The organism is Ruegeria sp. CJ2 (assembly GCF_056536745.1).
In genome coordinates this window covers 1-20553 of the sequence record NZ_JBQFQF010000003.1, presented here as the reverse complement: position 1 = coordinate 20553, position 20553 = coordinate 1, and the positions used below count along the sequence as shown (strand labels likewise).

Below are 20553 nucleotides of genomic sequence, written 5' to 3'. Positions count from 1 at the left end.
CTGACAAAACAGGAGGAGATCACATGGACACTGAATTTTCGGACTTCGTGACCACTACCGAAGAGTTGGAGCGGATAACCGGCGCTCCCCTGCCTCAGATCATCGCCAAAGAGCTGCCCGCGCTGGATCAGATGTGTCGTGACTTTATCGCCATGTCTTCCTTCTGTGTGATCGCTTCTGCCAATCCCGACGGATATCTGGATGTCTCGCCACGTGGTGATCCCGCGGGCTTTGTTCACGTGCTTTCGGACAGCTTGATCGCAATACCCGACCGGCCTGGCAACAAACGCGTGGATACCTTTCACAACATCCTGAAAGACCCCCGCGTCAGCCTGATCTTCTTTGTTCCCGGCAAGATGGAAACTCTGCGCGTTCGCGGTACGGCCCGCATATGCGCGGACCCTGAGCTGCTACAGACAATGGCGATGCAAGATCACCCGCCCAAACTCGCCCTGCTGGTTCAGGTTCAAACCGTTTTTGCCCACTGTCCAAAATGCGTCATCCGGTCAGGCATCTGGCAGCCGGATTCATGGCCTGACTCGTCTGGCCTGCCAAACATGAACGCGATGATGGTCAAACACGCGAAAATCAACAAAACGCCGGAAGAGTGGTTTGAAAGCCTGAAAGGAACAGGCGAACTGGACCTGTATTAAACCACTTTGCGCATCTGGGAATACGGCTTAGGCTTGGACACAGCATTTCAGCCGACCGGATTTTGACCGTGCTTCGATTAGCCTTCATCCTTGCCTTGTCACTACCAACGATTGGCGCGGCCGCGCCCTGCGGGAATACCAGCGCAGGGTTTGAGGCATGGAAATCCGACTTTGCCCGACAAGCCAAGCGCGCCGGGGTGAAAAAGCGGGGTCTGCAAGCCCTATCCCAGACAACTTACGCGACGCGCACCATTGCCGCCGACCGCAACCAGAAAAGTTTCAAATACTCGTTGGACAAATTCATGCAGGTGCGCGGCGCAAATACAATCGTCGCACAAGGGCGCAAACGCAAGGCCCGCAACCCGCAGTTCTATGCAGCCCTTGAGCGCCAGTACGGGGTACCTGCGGGGGTCCTGATCGCCATTCACGGCATGGAAACCGGCTTTGGGAACTTTATGGGGGATAGTCAGGTTGTGTCAGCAATAACGACGCTTGCCTATGATTGTCGCCGATCCGAATTCTTTGTCCCTCATGCCATCGGTGCGCTTAAACTGGTCGATCAAGGCAGCATTACGACAGCGACCCAGGGGGCGAAACATGGCGAATTGGGGCACACACAGTTCCTACCCGGTAACGCCCTGACATATGGGGTCGACGCCACAGGCGATGGCAAGGTCGATTTCTACAATATGACTGATGCATTGGCTTCCACCGCCAATTTTTTGCGCAAAAAGGGTTGGAAACCTGGTCGGGGCTATCAGCCCGGACAGCCGAATTTTGCCGTCATTCAGCAGTGGAACGCGGCCACTGTGTACCAGCAATCAATTGCAATCATGGCCGCCCGAATCGACGGCTGAGCGCGTCACAATTTCGGGCCAGACCTCCTCAATTCTGCCACATTGCCGCCACATACATTAAACGGCCCCTAAAATGCCTAGGTTTCCAGAGCGTAATCAATCTTTGCGTTTTCTGATTTTTTTCCATTTTCGCCCAAATCTGCCCAATATCGCTTGGTAAATTTGTTTGCACGACGGGATGCGACAAAGGAAAAAGCAGTGACACCGAAGCACAGCTACCATGGCGGTCTGCAATTCAACGGTAAGACCGACGGCGCGATCGAGCGGTTCGCAGCAATCGTCGCAGCCACGCTGGAAGACTACGGTCATCTGGTCGAACGCAAGACAGTTCGCGATACAACCGAGGCCAGCATCGTCTCCAGCCAATACCTCGTGCGCCTGACCCTGGACACGCAGGTCGTTCAGACAGAAGACCGTTTTGAACGCATGGATCGTGCAGCAGGTCTGAAAACCATTGAACGGCCCGTTGTAACGCTGCCTGAAAACCGGCTTACAATCACGATCAGCCCGGTATCCGCCCTGTTGGACGACAGTGAAATCTCCGAGCTTATGCTGGTTGTGATCCTGTACCGCATGGTCGACATTTGCGCGACACAGCGCGTTGAATGGCTCACGCCCAATACCGTGCTGACAATCGAACAGTTCCTGAGTGCCTTTGACACTCTGCCACCCGCGAAAAAGCGGAATAGAAAACAGATTTTCGAGGCAGTTTCCGGCCCGTTTGCGGGGCTGAAAACTAATGAAGAAGACCTGGACGAGCCACAAAAAACGGCGCTGAAACCAGCAGCCCGGCCGATCCAGCTGTCGGATGAGCAGTTGCTCAGCATCGCTTTTCGGACAGAAACCACCGAGCAGTCATCAGATCGGGACGACACGCCCCCCCTCGACCACGACCAACCCAGTGATATCCTCCGGCTTACCAGCTGGGGGCTTACGGGTGCCGTGGCAAGCGTGTCGGTCCCGATTGCGGCTTCCATGGCCGCTGTGAACCTGATCAAGGGCGAAGACTTTCGCCTGAATACGCAGGTACTTGCCTATACGGTCGCAATATCCGCTCTCAGCACAAGCGGTGCGTTTGCTGGCGTTGCCAGCGCCTTGGGCATGTAGTTCACACTCCAAAGACCCTCCTAGGAGGCCCCGCCATCAGGCGGGGTTTTCCATTTTCGGCAGGCTGCTTGCTTCCAGAACGTAGGTATGGATGGAAAACACCACCGCCCGGGTCTTTGGTAGCCGCAACAAGGTCTGCCGTTCGCTGCGCAAATACCGGGCGTTGCCGGGCTTTTTGATTTCACGCCGCGCGTTCTCACTCCGGGGTTGGTGCAGTTCGGCATCCTCATACCACAAGGCATTGAACCGCCAGAGCGGGCGGTCAGGCTGAATCCCATCGAACAAACGCTGGACACGGCGCGCTATGTTCTCGTCGTAGCTCGCCACCGGCACGTGGATGTCGATCAGCGGGCGCATGAACTTCTCGGACAAGCTCCAACTGGCGGGAAAACACAAAACTGCGCCGGTCAGGACATGCTCGTCCCCGTGCTTTTGCAGGATGCAGATGTCCTCTTGAACCAGTCGACACAAAGTATCCATCGGATTTTCACGGTCGACCGACACCTTCTGTCCGTCCGGGCGGATGACGAGATCGAAACACCCCGGATAGGCATGTTGCAGCACGAGGTCCAAAACCTCCTGCGCGGCGGGTTCGGCGGATGTATCCAGCGCCAGAATATCCGCGCGTCTTTCCCGTAGCAGAGCATCACGGTGCTGCATCTGCGCAGCAAAGGCGTCATCCCGGTGCAACCAATTGTCCAGCGACGTTGGCTGGATACCCGGCAAAGGGCGCGGGGTCAGTGGGTCATAGGGGATCGAGTTTTGCAGTATGATCGTCATGCGATTCACCTATCACCAGAAGTTTTCCTTGTCGGTCAAAAAGCGACGAACCGGTCGTCGCATTTTTTCCAGACGAGACCGAATTGATTCTCCACGGTCTACGAACAGGCAGGGAGGCCCACCATGAACGAACACTACCGGGACAACCGCAAGATCGACCCGACCAAGGGGGCCACCCTTGGGGACGGCACCCCGAACGAACTGGATCGGATCGAGATCGGGCCCACGCAACTGGCCTTCGCCGAATGGGAGGCTGCGGGCCTGAGCCTGCCCAACCTGAGCCGGATGCGAGAGTTTCGGTGGAAACGACTGACCCAGGCAATCGTGGACCGGGGGTATGGCGGGGTGCTGATGTTTGACCCGCTCAACATACGTTACGCAACCGACAGCACGAACATGCAGCTTTGGAACACCCATAACCCGTTCCGCGCGGTTCTGCTGTGCGCCGATGGCTACATGGTGATCTGGGACTACAAGAATTCCCCGTTCCTTTCGACGTTCAACCCGCTGGTGCGCGAACAACGATCCGGTGCCGATCTGTTTTACTTCGACCGGGGTGACAAGGTTGATATCGCGGCCGACGTATTTTCAAACGAAGTGCGGGTTTTGATCGAGGAGCATGGCGGCGGCAACAAGCGGCTGGCAGTCGACAAAATCATGCTGCATGGCCTGCGCGCGCTTGAGGCGCAAGGGTTCGAGATCATGGAAGGCGAAGAGGTCACCGAGAAAACCCGCGCGGTCAAAGGCCCGGATGAAATACTGGCCATGCGCTGTGCCAGCCACGCCTGCGAAACCGCTGTCGCCGAGATGGAGAAATTCGCCCGCGCCAATGTGGGCGATGGAAAGACGTCCGAAGATGACATCTGGGCCGTTCTGCACGCGGAAAACATCCGACGTGGCGGTGAATGGATTGAAACCCGCCTGCTGGCCTCGGGGCAACGCACCAACCCGTGGTTTCAGGAATGCGGACCTCGGATCACGCAGAAAAATGAGATCATCGCCTTTGATACCGACCTGATCGGATCTTACGGTATCTGCATCGACATCTCGCGGACATGGTGGGTCGGGGACAAGAAACCTCGGGCCGATATGGTCTATGCCATGCAGCACGCACATGAGCACATCATGAACAATATGGAGATGCTGAAACCCGGCGTGATGATCCCCGACCTGACCGCCAATTGCCACAGACTGGATGACAAGTTTCAGGCGCAAAAATATGGCTGTCTGATGCACGGGGTCGGACTGTGTGATGAATGGCCGCTGGTCGCTTACCCAGACAAGGCGGTGGCAGGTGCCTATGATTACCCACTGGAACCCGGCATGGTGCTTTGCGTCGAAGCCGCGGTCGGAGAGGTCGGTGGTGACTTTTCAATCAAACTCGAAGATCAGGTTCTGATTACCGAGGATGGGTACGAAAACCTCACCACCTACCCGTTCGATCCGATGCTGATGGGTCAAAGCTGACCTCTTAGTCCGGCCAATTTGAACGTCGCACATTGCCGTGCCAGTCTTCGATTTCCGCGCCGACTGACGGGACTGCCGAAGGGTGCGACGTATACTGTCCGGCGGCAAAACTGATAATCCCAGTCAGGACAATCGCGATCAGAATGTCAGGGCGCGGGGCGAATCCGCGGGGTGCTGTGATGATATGCGCCATGAGAACCTCCTTGGCTGCGAATTGATGACATCCCAAAGATGAGGGCGCGGGATGAATTTTAAAAACGAATATTTATTAGCGATAGCATCACATTTATTGATGATAAGATTTACTGCTCTGCATCTGCCTTCCCTGAACCGCTATTCTCGGCTCACCTTCACGTGACGCCTCCCACATAGGGGTTGAGCAGCCCTGTTGATGATCACAGTATTGGCGGCATCAAGAAGTGTAAGGAGCCGCCATGCCTACGGAACGCATCTCATTCGCCGGTCACGGCGGCAATCAGCTGGCGGCGCGCCTTGACCTGCCTGACGGACCCGTTCTGGCGACAGCCCTGTTCGCGCATTGCTTTACCTGCTCCAAGGATATTCCTGCCGCACGCCGGATTGCCGCGCGTTTGGCGGGGATGGGTATTGCCGTCCTGCGTTTTGACTTTACCGGCCTGGGCCATTCTGAAGGCGAGTTCGCAAACACCACCTTCACGTCGAATGTCGAGGACCTGATCGCCGCGGCTCAGTATCTGGCCGGGCGCAACATGGCTCCCTCTTTGCTAATTGGTCATTCGCTGGGGGGCGCAGCCGTATTGCGCGCACGTGCGGGTATTCCCACCGTCAAAGCCATCGCGACCTTGGGCGCTCCGGCTGATCCGGGGCACGTATCACACCACTTCGAAAATGCCTTGCCCGAGATTCAGCAGCAAGGCTCTGCCGAGGTCACGCTGGGCGGGCGCCCTTTCCGCATCGGCAAAGCCTTCGTGGACGACATCTCGGAATCCGCTTTGACACCTGCCATTGCCAATCTGAAAGCCGCGCTTTTGGTTTTGCACGCCCCGTTGGATGAAACGGTCAGTGTGGACAACGCCAGCACGATTTTTTTGGCAGCCAAACATCCCAAAAGCTTTGTAACGCTGGATGATGCGGATCATCTGATCACGCGCGCGTCGGATGCCGAGTACGCCGCCGACGTTATCGCGGCGTGGGTTACACGCTATGTTCCACTGTGTCCTCCTGCCCCTCCGCCGGGTGCGCCCGAAGGCGTCGTGCGCGTGACCGAGGCCGATTCCGCAGGGTTCCTGCAGGACATCCAGTCCGGCCCCCGGCATCACGCCATAGCGGATGAACCCGCCTCGTACGGGGGCACTGATCAGGGCATGTCGCCTTATGGTTTTGTGTCGTCGGGGCTGGGTGCCTGTACCTCGATGACGATCCGCATGTATGCACGGCGCAAGGGCTGGCCATTGACGGGCATCACCGTCGATGTCTGCCACGACAAAGTTCACGCGCAGGACGCGGGGTTGGTCAGTGACGGCAAAGTCGACCTGTTCCGACGGAAAATCCGTCTGGAAGGCCCGCTCGATCAAACCCAGCGCGCACGCCTGTTAGAGATCGCCGACAAGTGCCCTGTACACAGGACACTTGAAGGATCAGCTCAGATCACGACCGAACTGCTGGCCTGACAACCTCAACGCCTTGGTGCCGGGCGGTGAATTGGCGGTCGTGCTGCGGGTGGCCGCGCAACCGGTGGGCGTGGACGCGCCGGTGGTTTGGCGACAGGCGGCCTGGGGCGCGCGGGCGGTTTCCCGACCGGCGGTTTGGGTCGCGTTGGCGGTTTCCCTTCGGGCGGACGCGGCCGGTTCGGTCGGTCCACATCAATGTCGACATCCACGTCATGGTAATAATCGTTCCACAGCATCGAGTCGTAGAACGGGTCGTACCCATACCCAACCCCGACCGTCACGCCATCGCAGGCCGACAGTGTAAAGCTTGCAGCGCCAAGACCCAGCGCCAGAATTGACCGTTTCAACAATTTGCGGTTCATCTGAGCCTCCCTACTGTGCGGACCGGAACGACGCGAAAACGGCGTTCAGATCGTCGACATAGGCTGGGTCTGCACCATCACGCAGCACCGCGATGACCACCGCGACGCGGTCGCGCGGCAGGTCAATCACGGTGGCCGTAAAGTTCACGCCGCGCCCTTCGCGCGTGCCTGTTCCCCGGATCACACGGGCAGGCAAACCACCGATCCGCGTAGAAACGGAGTCGGAAACCTCAGGGTCTTTCACAAGAAACTTGTCGACGTCCTGCAGATAGCGCAGCCCCCCGTCAATCGAAGCGACACCCGCAGGCGAGACAAACCCCATCCACGCGCCGTCATCCGTCACCGGACGCACGCCAATCACACGCGCAACGGCGCGCGGATCGCCCAGTTCGGTGTCCTCAATCTCTCGCGGTCCACCGGTGCGGACGGCCCAGAAATCAGGCACCGCAAAGCTGAACAGGGCACGCCCCTGATCCGTATAAGTGATCGGAGTATCCGCCACAGCCGGAGCACCACTCAACAGCAATGCCGCGCACATGGGTAATACGGCAGCAAATCGAAAATTCATGTCTCGAAAACCTTTTGTTTCAGATAGTTCACCCTGAACCGTGGCGGTACATCTTGTCCAGTCTCGGAATGCAACAAAAAACCCGCGCCGGGTTCGTCCCGGCGCGGGTTCATACAATGTGAATTTGCCCTAGATCAGGCGCGGGCGTCGCCCACCAGTTTCCACAGGCCGGGGATCAACAGGGCGGCCAGAGCCAGCTTGATCGCGTCACCCACCAGGAACGGTGTCAGACCCCACTCGAGGATCGGCTTGTCCCAGCCGTAAAGCTGACCCAGCCACAGCAGGCCGGGGACATAGATCAGGACGTTGGCCAGAACCAGCGCCAGCGCCAGCTTGCCAACCGAACGGTCCCAGCCGCGCGCAGCCAGAGCGCCCAGCAGGACAGTCGCCATCAGGTAACCCACCAGATAGCCCCCGGTGCCGCCCATCATGTAGGTCAGGCCGAATTTTTCAGCCGAAGACCCGGCGAAAACGTCAAAGCCCAGTGCACCGACCAGCAGGTAACCCAGCATCGTCACCAGACCCAGACGGGCGCCATAGGCGGTGCCGATTGTCAGAACAGCAAAAGTACCCATCGTGATCGGCACGGGCCACATCGGTACTTTGATTTTCGCGGCGACAGCCAGGGCAACGATGCCCAGCGCAACCAGAACAACCTGCTTGACACGCAGCGCTGTCCCCTCGCGCGGACCAATCGCGTTGGCCAGAACATTTGCATTCATCTTCACTTCTCCCAATTCGGACCGATATTCTGCGACAGCAATGCCCTGTCATAGTCGTTTCTGCAAGATGATTACGCTACCGCAGCATATATTCTGTGTCCATTTCATAGGATTTCCGGGGTCCGGACACGATCCACCGCACCTTCCAGTTAGGCCAGTTCGAAAAATCGTATTTGGCATCATAGCTGTCAGGCGGACAGTCATGGTGATCCGACGCCAACGCCTTACCCAACTTCAGCCCATGAAAATAGCGGCCGTCGTCGAAATGCACCGCAATCCCGTCCCCGCCATCCCGCCAAAGATAGCGACGTGTTCCCTTCATCTCGGGCTGTCCCGGAAGGCGTAATGTAACGTCTTCGTCATAGATCAGCCCCTCGTTTGACCGGCTCAGGATCACTGTTCCGTCGGCGTGCACGACCTGCCCTGCCCTTGCATCGCGTATGACGCGGGTCAGGCTCCAGCGGCCCTCAAAATCCGACAGGCTTTGCGGCATGGTCATTCCGCGTACGTTCCATCTGTTCGGCCGCCATTGCTGTCGACAAACCGGATGATCTGCCCTGACCGATGCACATCGTAACAGGCCCAAAGCTCTGACGGGGGCCAGACCGAGCAGTACTGGTCCCCCCGCACAGCCCAGCGCCCCGCGCTTGGGCCGCCTGAAAAGTAGTTTGTCACCCCAGATGCGTCGAAAGTCTGCCAGATGCCGTTTCCATAACCCAGCTTTTGGCCGGTCAAAGCGTCCAGAATCTCATCCCCGGTCAGCGCACGGAACTCTTCCGCCGCCAAAACACAGGGCCAAAGGGCCAAAATCAGGGCAAACCGTCTCATACCAGCACTCGTGCCTTGTTCCCTTGCGCGGGTGGGTTTAAACCGCGCCGCATCGCCCCTCTGCCAAATCACAAAAAGGTGCCGCTGCCAATGATTCCACGTTATTCCCGCCCCGAGATGGTCTCCATCTGGTCGCCCGAGACCAAGTTCCGCATCTGGTACGAGATCGAAGCCCATGCTTGCGAAGCCATGGCCGATCTGGGCGTGATCCCGCGCGAAAACGCCGACGCCGTGTGGAAGGCCAAAGACGTGGAATTCGACGTGGCCCGCATTGACGAGATCGAGGCCGTCACCAAACACGACGTCATCGCCTTCCTGACCCATCTGGCCGAGCATGTTGGCAGCGAAGAAGCCCGTTTCGTGCACCAGGGCATGACGTCTTCGGATGTGCTGGACACCTGCTTCAACGTACAGCTCACCCGCGCGGCAGATATTCTGATCGCCGATCTCGAAGGTCTGCTGGCCGCCCTCAAGCGCCGCGCCTACGAACACAAGGAAACCGTTCGCATCGGCCGCAGCCACGGCATCCACGCCGAACCCACCACCATGGGCCTGACCTTTGCACGTTTCTATGCCGAGATGGACCGCAACCTGTCCCGCATGCGCGACGCGCGTGCCGAAATCGCCACCGGCGCGATCAGCGGTGCGGTTGGCACATTCGCCAATATTGACCCGAGCGTCGAAGAACATGTCTGCGATCAACTGGGGCTGGTTCCTGAACCGATCAGCACGCAGGTCATCCCCCGCGACCGCCACGCGGCCTTCTTTGCAACGCTGGGTGTCATCGCCAGCAGCATTGAAAACATCGCCATCGAAGTCCGCCACATGCAACGGACCGAGGTGCTGGAGGCCGAAGAGTTTTTCTCGAAAGGTCAAAAGGGCTCGTCCGCCATGCCGCACAAGCGCAATCCGGTCCTGACCGAGAACCTGACCGGTCTGGCCCGTCTGGTGCGTATGGCCGTTGTCCCTGCGATGGAGAACGTGGCCCTCTGGCACGAGCGCGATATCTCGCACAGCTCGGTCGAGCGCAACATCGGTCCTGATGCCACCGTAACGCTGGACTTCGCCCTGTCACGCCTGACCAGCGTGGTCGACAAACTGGTCGTTTACCCGGAAAACATGCTGGCCAACATGAACAAGTTCCGCGGACTGGTCATGAGCCAGCGCGTGCTGCTTGCCCTGACCCAAGCCGGAGTCAGCCGCGAAGACGCGTATCGCTTGGTGCAGCGCAACGCGATGAAAGTCTGGGAAGAAGGCAAGGATTTCAAAACCGAACTTCTTGGGGATGCTGACGTAACCGCCGCGCTAAGCACCGATGAGATCGAAGAGAAATTCGACCTCGGCTATCACACCAAGCATGTCGACACGATCTTCGCCCGTGTCTTTGGGGAATAAATAGACCCTTTTCAACATTTCACACGGCCCGGACCTCAAGGCGAGCTCCGGGCCGTTTTTTGCCAGAACTGGCATTTTCGGGTATGATGCTTGGGTATTTCCGAACAGGAGACCCAAAGATGATCCGCACCCTTCTTTGCGCACTTGCACTTTCCTGCACAGCTTCGGTTGCCCTGGCCTGCAGCGGCCACTCAAAGCAAACCCAATCCTGCGCGCCCGGAACCTATTGGGACACCGAAAGCCAAAGCTGCGTAAAAATTGTGAACAGCTAAGAAAAACTTTCCTACTTGTGAGCGACGCGAGCACTGTCCCCATGAGGGTTCTGGGGCTTTGTCCTTCCGACATGTTGAATGTGACTTGCGTCGCAAAACCTCGGCGAATTCCCAGGATACAATTCTCATAGGCAACAAATCACCAAGATTTGCTGGAACGGAACCTCAACCTAAAAATGTGAGGCAGAAATCTCACTTGATTTAACCTTGATCCTACCAATTCTGAGGGGCCTAAGCCGACATCAAATATGTGTTCCCGCGTTTCGTTCGCTGCCGTAGTCAGCTTACCGAGCACCAAGACTAGGCCCCTTGCTCACAGCCATTATTCGATTGCTGAAGAAGTCTCTGGGATTGGGACCCAAGTTGAGCTAAGGCAGATGCAGTGAGATAGATCGTTCACCTGTTGGTCCAGAAGTAAACATTGTCTTGTGCTGGTTGGAAAGTGATTTTCCAAATAGCCGAGCGTTACGAAGTTACTGTTGGCTCACCAGCCAAACGAATCCGGCAAGAAAATACTCGATTGGGCCTGAACCGAAACGGGGACACTCTGTTGAGACGAACATCGAATGGAACAAGTATTTTTGACCTCTACTTCTTTCAAACCCCCAATCCTGGATTGGAAAAAACCCGGCCGAAAACCAATAGATCATTTTCAAGTTTTTGGTGAACGTCGCAGCGGCACCAATTTTGTAGATCGCCTTTTTGCAGACAACTTTCAAATAAGCCCTGTCACAAACTATGGGTGGAAGCATGGGTTTCCTTCGATGCCATGCATTCTTGAATCTGCCCTTATTATCGTCGTTGTTCGGGAACCGTTTTCCTGGCTTGAAAGTCTTCACAATCGCCCATTTGTGGATTCACACAAACACCTGAGCTTTTCTGATTTCTTAAGAAGTGAATGGAAGGGGAAATACACACCGAAATGGTTCGGTCATCGAAAATGGGGCTATGGCGGTATGCCAAAAGAGCCAGGAGGCACCAATCAAGCAGAGCGGCACCCGATAAGCGGCAAACCAATTAAGAATCCTTTAGAACTCAGGGCGCTAAAGAACACCGCTTTCTTGGGTTTTCTAGAACGAGATTGTAATGCGCTGGTTGTCAACTATGAAGCGGTCAAAGACAACCCGCTTGAAACAATAAAAGCTATTTCGGAGGTTTTTCGGGTTCCGGTTTCAGATGAATTGATAATACCCGGAAAGGTTGGCCCAACTGGAACCAAAAAAAATAGAGTACGATTGGAAGATATTGGCCCCAATGACATGAATTTCATTTTGACAAACATTGATGTCGAACTTGAGGCTCGTCTCGGTTATACGGCATCAATTGAGGACGCGCGTAGAAAATTAGAAAACACTTGATTTTTCGCGCCAGTTCACAAGTCAACTCAATCAGCATTTCATGTTCTATCTGCTGATTTTTTGGCTCAATTTGTGGGCTTCTACTTAGCGATCAGGGTATCGATATGCCCCAGGAATTTCGAAATTCCAGATTTGGAAATACGTACCGGGTACAAGCCGTTGCCCCTCAATGGTGGGATTAACTCTTGCCCGGCATGATCGAAGTCAGCCACAAGCGTCGTGTAGTTAGCTTGCGAACAATGTGAAAAAGCGACGAAATCGCTTTGACGTTGTAAAACACTTTGAAGTGTCCCTATTTCAATAATATGTGCACCGGGTTTGGCATAAAGCATATTGGTAAGGCCTGCACCGTGAAACCCTACAACAATTTCGGCATGCGATATTAAGCGAATTTGATTGATTGGATTCAAGTCTTCAAAATACACGACTTCAAATTCTCTGGCACGCAAGGCGTTTACTATTTCAGGCTCTGCAGCAACGGTCCGATCGTGGCTCTTTCCCGCTCTGCGGCTAATCCAGACCCTTTTGGGCAGATGATCAGACCCATGGGACTGTATCTTTGAATAGGCCCTTTCTCTCAGCTTTCGCAAAGCCCGAGAATAACCGTTTCGTCGAAGTACCTTATATACAGATGCATCATACTTTTTTGTGAATATATGAGAGCTTCCCCACATTTCTTCAGCATCCTCATGCCGTTGAAGAAATGCATAGTCTCCATACCAGGTTATCAATGCACGGTCGGCACGAAAAGGAGCCTTTCTGAAAACCACGCGGTCAGATAATTCCGGAAAGAGTGCCTCAATGAAACCCATAACGAACGGAGCGGGTTCGTTTTTCTCAAAAACGATAACTATTCGCCCGTCGAAGTCTGGTATTTCTTCAATCATTGTTAATGTGTTCAGAACTTCCTTTGTGAAATGGAAGTAATTTTGCAAGTTCTTTGCTTCAACCACAAAGTCCAATCCTGCAGTACCGACGTCATGGTGGGGTATCGGCGCAGCGCCGGCCCTGCATTCATTGATGAATCTGGTCATCTGCTTCGACCATTGGTTGCGACCGGGTGAATTATCTGCAGTGTTTTTTCGCTGCCATGCACGCCTGTACTTGATAATGAGGCGCTCCGCAGATGGGCCGCCTAGGAACCATTTTCCAGAAACCTGCAAGCAATTTCCCTTTACGAGCAGATTCTCGACCATCGCTGGAGCCGACGCAAATTCCACTCTGTCATGAAACAAATGCCTGTTTTTGATGAACCTCAGCTCTTTTTCCCAACGAGATTTTATCTCAGGATGGTCAGATATGCTGAGCGCATCAATCTTGCCGCCTGGCACTTTCTGCCAAAATATTGGCGCTGGTCGAAGCAACGACAACCCCGAGTCACGCCCCGGATCGAGCAGTGAACTGGCCGGCTCCTGATCAAAACCGGGCATATTCTTTTTTGTGTTCATAGCGACTTCCGCGGGTTCAAAGACTGATGCTTGTGGAAACTTCAAAAGTTGTCAATTCATCAGTTACAAGGGCTTAATGGTTGAAAATCTCAAGCTACTTTTTTAGCCCGTAGTTAAATTTGGCAGGCGGGAAAGTTCCTGAGTGCACGAGATCTCGACAACACCAATTGAAAACACCCTCACGTTCTGGGCTCACACCCCATTATCAGTAAACAACGATTGTAGCTAGTATGCTGTTTTTGCAGGAATTCCTAGTGCTTCTATTGGAGCGGGAGGTTCCCATGATTGGAACGCAGTTTACAGAACCCAACCTCGCCAATTCAACCGCTTGCGCCCATCCCCAATGAAACCTAACCAGCTTCGTCAACACAGGATCCAAGCCGAAAGCAATAGCGCGGTGCAAAAAGAAGGCGAGAGTCATCCAGCCTACCCGACTACCTGAGGCCCATGAAACTAAGGCCCCGGATTTGTAACATTTCCGTCATTCAAAACGACTTGTGAATAAAAGCGAGCGATCGGCTGTTAGCTTTTCGTGAGAACGCGCTAGCTTGGTCAGAGCAGCCCAGATAACGGAGTAGGAAAATGCGCATCGTATTCGCTTCAGCTATTGTCCTTCAGGCATTTGCATTCGCGCCGGCACTGCATGCCGCAGGCGGGGATAGCGCAAGCCCGCCCAAACCGACGAACACCACCAAGAAATGCCTGTTCGGACGTGTCTACGACAAAGAACGCGGTCGCTGCGTCAAGCCGGATAAAACAAACTTCACTCAGGACGAGCTTTATGAAGCCGTCCGCGAACTGGCATATGACGGGCAGTTGGAAAATGCGCAAAGCATCCTGCAGGTCATGGATCAGGACGATGATCGCGTCATGACATACTGGGGCTTCACCTACCGCAAAATGGGCGAGTTGGAGCTTGCAAACGTGTTCTACACCAACGCGATTCAGGCGAACCCCGACAACCTGCTGGCCCGTTCCTACATGGCGCAGGGCTTTGTTTCGGAAGGTAAAACCGACCTCGCGATCGAGCAGTGGCGTGAAATCAAGGCGCGCGGTGGCGAAGGAACCTGGGCCGAGGCGTCGCTGCGCGAAGCGATCCGCACGGGTCTGACATATAGCTACTGAGCTTTAGTCTTTCTTTACCCGACTCTCGCTAACCTGCCTGCGGAACAGAAGAATGGCACCGCAGGCAGATGCAGGACGCAAATACTTTGGTACAGGTGGCATCGGGCTCAAGCACCCCGTTGTCCGAACAAGATAATGAAGCGCCACGTGTGGTTCCACGCAGGCTCAGCAACAGGCAAAAGGCCGCGGTCGTCGTGCGCCTTTTGCTGAACGAGGGCGCCGATATTCCGCTTGAGGAACTTCCGGATGAGTTGCAGGAGACGCTGACTCACCAACTTGGCCAGATGGGTCTGGTGGATCGCGTGACGCTTGATGCCGTCGCACAGGAGTTTGCCGAGGCATTGGAGAGCGTTGGCCTGTCTTTTCCGCATGGGCTTGCGGGGGCGCTGGACGCGGTGAACGGGAAAATTGCACCGACAACGGCAGCGCGCCTGCGCAAGGTCGCGGGTGTGCGTCAGGTTGGCGATCCATGGGAACGTATGCGCCAGATCCCGCCCGAGGAGTTGGCCGAGATGATGCAAGCCGAAAGCACCGAAATCGCTGCAGTCATGCTGTCAAAACTTGAAACCGCAAGGGCCGCGCAGCTTCTGGGGCATCTTCCCGGCCCCGTCGCACGCCGCATTACCTACGCCGTTTCGAAAACCGCCAATGTCACCCCCGAGGCCGTTGAACAGATCGGCTGGTCCCTTGCGGCACAGCTAGATCAGCGCCCCGCCACGGCCTTCTCTGACGGACCGGGGGAACGCGTCGGGGCCATCCTGAACCAATCTGCCGCCGCAATGCGAGACGGTTTGCTTGTCGCACTGGACGAAGAGGATTCGGACTTTGCCAGTATCGTAAGACAGTCGATCTTTACCTTCGCGCATATCCCCGCCCGCCTGATACCGCGTGACGTACCCGCTGTCTTAAGAGGTGTGGATCAGCCCATATTGGTCACAGCTCTTGCAGGCGCGGAAACCGACGGGGACAGGACTGCTGTCGATTTCTTGTTGTCCAACATGTCGTCGCGCATGGCTGAAAACCTGAGGGAAGAAATGGGCGAACGGGGCAACGTCAAACAGGCCGAGGCCGAAGAAGCCATGACCCAGATAGTCGGCTCCATTCGGGCTCTGGTGGATGACGGCGCCATCACGTTGATCGAGGAGGAGAATGAGGAATAGGTCGACGTCGCTACGCTAACCACGGGCTCTGCGCAGAATGCTTGTGGTTACGGGTTCCGGCTTGTATGTCTGACCCGGCAATTTCAAATAGTCGCCGAGATCCCCTGATGCCCGTTGAAAAGTCTGAACTCAGCCGCTTTGAGCTTGGCAAATACTACCTGACCGGCCTGTTTCTCAAGGGCGTCGTGGGAGCGATGCGGCTTTTGCCTTATGAACGGCGCATTGCCACGATGGGAGCCATCGTGCGCGGCCTTGCTCCGGTTGTGGGTTTTTCCAAGCGGGTGCGCAACAACCTGAACCTGACCTGCCCCGAGCTTTCCGAGGCTGAAGTCGCGCGTATTTGCAGTGCAGTTCCCGACAATGCGGGCCGGGCAATCATGGAACACTTTTCGCCCGAAGGATTTACTGAGCGTCAGCGCACTGCAAAAATCTCGGGCCCCGGGGTCAAGGCATTTGATGCAGCCATTGACGAGGGAAAGCCGATCATGATGATCACGGCGCATTTCGGGCACTATCTGGCGGCCCGCGTCGCGCTGCAGGCACGCAGCGGAAAGTCGATCGGTTGCCTGTATCGCCGTATGGCGAACCCCTATTTCAACGACATGTATGTGGATGCCTTCTACAAGACCGGCGCTCCGATGTTCGAACAAGGGCGCCGCGGCATGGTCGAAATGGTGCGCTCGCTGAAGAAGGGTGAGATCATCGCGATCGTTTCCGATCTGCATGCTCATGGCGGTGAAGAGCTGATGTTCTTTGGCAAACCCGCAGTCACGTCGGTTCTGAACGCGGAACTTGCGATGAAGTACAAGGCGGTCATGATCCCGTGTTACGCCGTGCGGCAAGAGAACGGATTGGATTTTGAAATCGTGCTGCACGATCCGGTGCCACACTCCGATGCCAAGACGATGACTCAATACACAAATGACGATTTGGAATCGGTGGTCAGACAGCACATGGGACAGTGGTTCTGGATTCACCGTCGCTGGAAGCCATGGAACGGGCTTGGGGTTCAACCGCAGGACATGCCCTGATCATTCGACCCGTGCAGCGGCAATGATGGGGCCGTGCCCTACCTTCTGAACAAGAACAACGGCTGGCAGGTCGGACCCCAATGAGACGGAAAACTCCTGCGGGGCGTCGCCGTTCCACTGCCCGGCGATCTGCCAGCTTTCAACCACGTTTGCATAGTCCAGCTCATGCCCTGCCAACTCACCGCGCCGTATCGACGCGTGACGCATCGGCGAATATTGGACGACCCGCACGTCAAACAGCGCGTCTTCTGGCACATCAACCGGGGTCACGTCGATTGTCACCTGATCCCCTGCATATTTTGCCGTAACAGATGCCTCGGGTGGTGCCTTCAAATGCGCCTCGATCAATCTGTCCAATTCAAGAGATTGCGCGCCAACAACGTCCTGCTGACCATTGACCACCATCTGCGGCGTATAGATCATCGTCCGACCGCCACCACGAGCATAGGCGCGCTGCCGCGTCGTATGGCCAGGGTTGGCATATTCGTCTTTCCAACCGATGTAATCCCAGTAGTCCACGTGCAAGGCAAGGCCGATAACATCGTCTCGCTTAGCCAAGTCATGCATGATCCGATCCGCAGGCGGACAGGACGAACACCCCTGAGACGTAAACAACTCTACCACGACCGGATCACTTTCGGCGGCGGCTGAAGACGCCAAAAGCAGGGAAACGAACGCAGTTAAATGAGCGAGTCTGGACATGTGGATCTCAAGGTTTTGTACGATGCCCAATCGGTTTAAACGGATCGCCGCTCAACCTCCAATCAAGGTTTCTTGAGAGTTTGGACACAAGTGCGCAGAAAAATGTGTGCAATGGTATACAAAAAGCAGTGTATTGAGCACCTTGAACCTTGAACCACACGCTGCGGTGATGCAGATAACCATCAGCGAGTCCCAAAATCCAAGTCATTTGAGAGGGAGGCCAAAATTATGCCCATCAAAGTCGGACAGGATACCGCCAAGACACGTCGCAGCCTGAACGTGAATGGCAAGTCCATCTCCTATTATTCCATCCCCGCGGCACAGGATGCCGGCCTGGGTGACTTTTCCAAATTGCCAGCCGCGCTGAAAGTGGTTCTTGAGAATATGCTGCGGTTCGAGGATGACGGGTTTTCCGTATCCGTCGACGACATCAAGGCCTTTGCCGAATGGGGCGCGAATGGCGGTCAGAACCCGCGTGAGATCGCCTATCGCCCGGCCCGCGTGCTGATGCAGGATTTCACCGGCGTTCCGGCGGTGGTTGATCTGGCCGCGATGCGCGATGGCATCAAGGGGCTGGGCGGTGACGCGCAAAAGATCAACCCGCTGAACCCGGTTGATCTGGTCATCGACCACTCGGTCATGATTGACGAGTTCGGCAACCCGCGCGCGTTCCAGATGAACGTGGACCGCGAGTATGAGCGCAACATGGAGCGGTACCAGTTCCTGAAATGGGGCCAGAACGCCTTTAACAACTTCCGCGTTGTGCCCCCCGGAACCGGCATCTGCCATCAGGTGAACCTGGAATATCTGGCCCAGACCGTCTGGACCGACACCGATCAGGACGGCAGCGAAATCGCCTACCCTGACACACTGGTTGGCACCGACAGCCACACCACCATGGTCAACGGCATGGCCGTTCTGGGTTGGGGCGTCGGCGGGATCGAGGCCGAGGCTGCGATGCTGGGTCAGCCGATCTCGATGCTGATCCCCGAGGTTGTGGGTTTTGAACTGACCGGTGAGATGGTCGAAGGTACAACCGGCACTGATCTGGTGCTGAAAGTGGTCGAAATGCTGCGCGAGAAAGGCGTGGTAGGCAAATTCGTCGAGTTCTACGGCGAGGGTCTGGATCGTCTGCCACTGGCCGACCGAGCGACCATTGCGAACATGGCCCCGGAATATGGCGCAACCTGCGGCTTTTTCCCAATCGACGGCGAAACGCTGCGCTACATGCGTAATACCGGTCGCGACGAGGATCGCATTGCGCTGGTCGAAGCCTATGCCAAGGAAAACGGGTTCTGGCGCGGCGCGGATTACGCACCGATCTATACCGACACACTCTCGCTGGATATGGGCACCATTGTCCCCGCGATCTCGGGTCCGAAACGCCCTCAGGACTATGTGGCGTTGACGGATGCGAAGGCCGCGTTCACCAAAGAGATGGCCGAGACTTTCAAACGTCCGATGGGCAAACAGGTCGAGGTCAAAGGTGAAAACTATGGCATGGAATCGGGCAAGGTGGTGATCGCTTCGATCACCTCCTGTACCAACACCTCAAACCCCTATGTGATGATCGGCGCAGGGCTTGTGGCACGCAAGGCGGCGGCCTTGGGATTGGACCGCAAGCCATGGGTTAAAACCTCACTGGCGCCGGGGTCGCAGGTCGTGTCCGCCTATCTGGAGGCCGCAGGTCTTCAGGAAGATCTGGACAAGATCGGGTTCAACCTTGTTGGTTACGGCTGTACCACCTGTATCGGTAACTCGGGTCCGATCCAGAAAGAGATCTCGGAAGCCATTGCCGAGGGCGATCTGGTCGCCACTTCGGTTCTGTCGGGCAACCGCAACTTCGAGGGCCGTATTTCACCCGATGTGCGTGCCAACTACCTCGCGTCGCCCCCGCTTGTTGTGGTCTATGCGCTGGCTGGGACACTGGACATTGATCTGACGTCGGAACCGATTGGTCAGGATAAGGATGGCAATGATGTCTTCATGAAGGATATCTGGCCTTCGACCCAGGAGATTGCCGAACTGGTTGAACAGACGGTGACGCGCGAAGCGTTCCAGTCGAAATATGCCGACGTCTTCAAGGGTGACGAAAAGTGGCAAAGCGTTGAGGTTCCCCAGCAGGAAACCTATGACTGGCCACCCGCGTCGACCTACATTCAGAACCCACCCTATTTCCAAGGCATGGGGGCTGAACCGGGCACCATCTCGAATATCGAAGGGGCCAAGGTTCTGCTGATCCTGGGTGACATGATCACCACCGACCATATCTCACCTGCTGGGTCGTTTGCGACGACGACGCCAGCCGGAAAGTATCTGATCGACCGTCAGGTTCAGCCGCGCGAGTTCAATTCTTACGGGTCGCGCCGCGGTAACCACGAGATCATGATGCGCGGAACCTTCGCCAACATCCGCGTCAAGAACGAGATGTTGGATGGTGTTGAAGGCGGCTACACCAAAGGTCCCGATGGGCAGCAAACCTCGGTCTACGAGGCGTCGATGGCTTATCAGGAACAAGGCACCCCTCTGGTCGTCTTTGGCGGTGAACAATACGGCGCGGGCTCTTCGCGGGATTGGGCCGCCAAAGGGACGGCATTGCTGGGCGTCAAAGCAGTGATTGCCGAAAGCTTTGAGCGCATTCACCGTTCAAACCTTGTCGGAATGGGCGTGATCCCGTTCGAATTCACCGGCGGTGACTCCCGCAAAACGCTGGGCCTGAAGGGGGACGAGACGGTTTCGATTGAAGGATTGGACGCGGTCGAACCCCTGCAAGAGGTGCCCTGCACAATCGTCTACGGCGACGGCACCGAGAAAACCATCAATCTGAAATGCCGGATCGATACCGCGCCTGAGATCGAATACATCGAAAATGGCGGCGTGCTGCAATACGTGCTGAGGAACCTTGCCAAGGCGGGGTGATCACTGGGTAAGCCCGGATAAAGAAAGGACGCCTTTTGGCAAGCCACTATAGGTAAATGTTGACGATCTATCGACCAGCAGCTAACCTGCTGGTCGTTTTCGTTTAGAAATAAGAGCTTGTGACATGCCGGACCCCAAAAAGGCTTCGCA

Annotated in this window: 20 protein-coding genes; 11 read left to right on the top strand and 9 right to left on the bottom strand. The window is 56.0% G+C overall.

Features of this window, described 5'->3' with window-relative positions; translation table 11 throughout:
* Positions 1-23 precede the first annotated feature (23 nt).
* The 3 genes from ACR0MS_RS04630 to ACR0MS_RS04620 all read left to right on the top strand — a co-directional run bounded on the left by ACR0MS_RS04630 (position 24) and on the right by ACR0MS_RS04620 (position 2617).
* Positions 24-653, top strand: a complete 630-nt coding sequence (locus tag ACR0MS_RS04630; RefSeq protein ID WP_480569842.1) for an MSMEG_1061 family FMN-dependent PPOX-type flavoprotein — start codon at positions 24-26, stop codon at positions 651-653.
* A 68-nt stretch (positions 654-721) separates the two neighbouring features.
* Positions 722-1510, top strand: a complete 789-nt coding sequence (locus ACR0MS_RS04625) for a lytic murein transglycosylase (protein WP_480569839.1) — start codon at positions 722-724, stop codon at positions 1508-1510.
* Between the two features lie 198 nt (positions 1511-1708).
* Complete coding sequence (locus tag ACR0MS_RS04620; protein ID WP_480569836.1) at positions 1709-2617, top strand: hypothetical protein; 909 nt, start codon at positions 1709-1711, stop codon at positions 2615-2617.
* Positions 2618-2653: 36 nt separating this feature from the next.
* Here ACR0MS_RS04620 and ACR0MS_RS04615 read toward each other — a convergent pair whose 3' ends face one another.
* Entirely contained in the window at positions 2654-3397 is a 744-nt protein-coding gene (locus tag ACR0MS_RS04615) for a heme-dependent oxidative N-demethylase family protein (protein WP_480569833.1), read from the bottom strand.
* Between the two features lie 123 nt (positions 3398-3520).
* On the opposite strand from ACR0MS_RS04615, the gene dddP reads away from it, so the two are divergent.
* Entirely contained in the window at positions 3521-4864 is a 1344-nt protein-coding gene (gene dddP, locus ACR0MS_RS04610) for a dimethylsulfonioproprionate lyase DddP (protein WP_480569830.1), read from the top strand.
* 4 nt (positions 4865-4868) lie between these two features.
* Here the strand turns inward: dddP and ACR0MS_RS04605 are convergent, their stop codons facing one another.
* The gene (locus ACR0MS_RS04605) at positions 4869-5057 is read right to left on the bottom strand and encodes a hypothetical protein (RefSeq protein ID WP_480569827.1); all 189 of its coding nucleotides are present in this window, start codon (positions 5055-5057) and stop codon (positions 4869-4871) included.
* Between the two features lie 241 nt (positions 5058-5298).
* Here ACR0MS_RS04605 and ACR0MS_RS04600 point away from each other — a divergent pair, with 241 nt between their 5' ends.
* Positions 5299-6513 carry a bifunctional alpha/beta hydrolase/OsmC family protein gene (locus tag ACR0MS_RS04600; protein WP_480569824.1) on the top strand — a complete coding sequence of 405 codons (1215 nt, stop codon included), beginning with the start codon at positions 5299-5301 and terminating at the stop codon, positions 6511-6513.
* Positions 6514-6518: 5 nt separating this feature from the next.
* Here the strand turns inward: ACR0MS_RS04600 and ACR0MS_RS04595 are convergent, their stop codons facing one another.
* The 5 genes from ACR0MS_RS04595 to ACR0MS_RS04575 form a co-directional block, all read right to left on the bottom strand.
* Complete coding sequence (locus ACR0MS_RS04595) at positions 6519-6875, bottom strand: hypothetical protein (protein WP_480569821.1); 357 nt, start codon at positions 6873-6875, stop codon at positions 6519-6521.
* 10 nt (positions 6876-6885) lie between these two features.
* A complete protein-coding gene (locus ACR0MS_RS04590; RefSeq protein ID WP_480569818.1) occupies positions 6886-7443 on the bottom strand; it encodes a hypothetical protein in 558 nt (185 codons plus the stop codon).
* Positions 7444-7577: 134 nt separating this feature from the next.
* Positions 7578-8165, bottom strand: coding sequence for a biotin transporter BioY (locus ACR0MS_RS04585; RefSeq protein ID WP_480569815.1), 588 nt, complete (start codon positions 8163-8165; stop codon positions 7578-7580).
* 76 nt (positions 8166-8241) lie between these two features.
* Positions 8242-8664, bottom strand: a complete 423-nt coding sequence (locus tag ACR0MS_RS04580) for a DUF6314 family protein (RefSeq protein WP_480569812.1) — start codon at positions 8662-8664, stop codon at positions 8242-8244.
* Positions 8661-8993, bottom strand: a complete 333-nt coding sequence (locus ACR0MS_RS04575) for a hypothetical protein (RefSeq protein WP_480569809.1) — start codon at positions 8991-8993, stop codon at positions 8661-8663. The genes ACR0MS_RS04580 and ACR0MS_RS04575 overlap by 4 nt, the downstream gene beginning before the upstream one ends.
* 90 nt (positions 8994-9083) lie before the next feature.
* On the opposite strand from ACR0MS_RS04575, the gene purB reads away from it, so the two are divergent.
* A complete protein-coding gene (gene purB / locus ACR0MS_RS04570) occupies positions 9084-10388 on the top strand; it encodes an adenylosuccinate lyase (RefSeq protein ID WP_480569807.1) in 1305 nt (434 codons plus the stop codon).
* Between the two features lie 838 nt (positions 10389-11226).
* Positions 11227-12018 (top strand): hypothetical protein, encoded by a 792-nt coding sequence (locus ACR0MS_RS04565; protein WP_480569804.1) that lies wholly within the window; start codon positions 11227-11229, stop codon positions 12016-12018.
* An 80-nt stretch (positions 12019-12098) separates the two neighbouring features.
* Here ACR0MS_RS04565 and ACR0MS_RS04560 read toward each other — a convergent pair whose 3' ends face one another.
* On the bottom strand, positions 12099-13466 hold the full coding sequence (locus ACR0MS_RS04560) for a glycosyltransferase family 61 protein (protein WP_480569801.1): 1368 nt from the start codon (positions 13464-13466) through the stop codon (positions 12099-12101).
* A gap of 582 nt (positions 13467-14048) precedes the next feature.
* On the opposite strand from ACR0MS_RS04560, the gene ACR0MS_RS04555 reads away from it, so the two are divergent.
* The 3 genes from ACR0MS_RS04555 (at position 14049) to ACR0MS_RS04545 (ending at position 16782) form a co-directional block, all read left to right on the top strand.
* Positions 14049-14591: a tetratricopeptide repeat protein gene (locus ACR0MS_RS04555; protein ID WP_480569798.1), complete on the top strand. Its 543-nt coding sequence runs from the start codon at positions 14049-14051 to the stop codon at positions 14589-14591.
* A 68-nt stretch (positions 14592-14659) separates the two neighbouring features.
* The gene (locus ACR0MS_RS04550) at positions 14660-15751 is read left to right on the top strand and encodes a flagellar motor switch protein FliG (protein ID WP_480569795.1); all 1092 of its coding nucleotides are present in this window, start codon (positions 14660-14662) and stop codon (positions 15749-15751) included.
* Between the two features lie 107 nt (positions 15752-15858).
* A complete protein-coding gene (locus ACR0MS_RS04545) occupies positions 15859-16782 on the top strand; it encodes a lysophospholipid acyltransferase family protein (protein WP_480569792.1) in 924 nt (307 codons plus the stop codon).
* Here the strand turns inward: ACR0MS_RS04545 and ACR0MS_RS04540 are convergent, their stop codons facing one another.
* A complete protein-coding gene (locus ACR0MS_RS04540; RefSeq protein ID WP_480569789.1) occupies positions 16783-17484 on the bottom strand; it encodes a DUF1223 domain-containing protein in 702 nt (233 codons plus the stop codon).
* 228 nt (positions 17485-17712) lie between these two features.
* Between ACR0MS_RS04540 and acnA the strand changes: the two genes are divergently transcribed.
* Positions 17713-20403: an aconitate hydratase AcnA gene (gene acnA, locus ACR0MS_RS04535; RefSeq protein ID WP_480569786.1), complete on the top strand. Its 2691-nt coding sequence runs from the start codon at positions 17713-17715 to the stop codon at positions 20401-20403.
* Positions 20404-20553 lie beyond the last annotated feature (150 nt).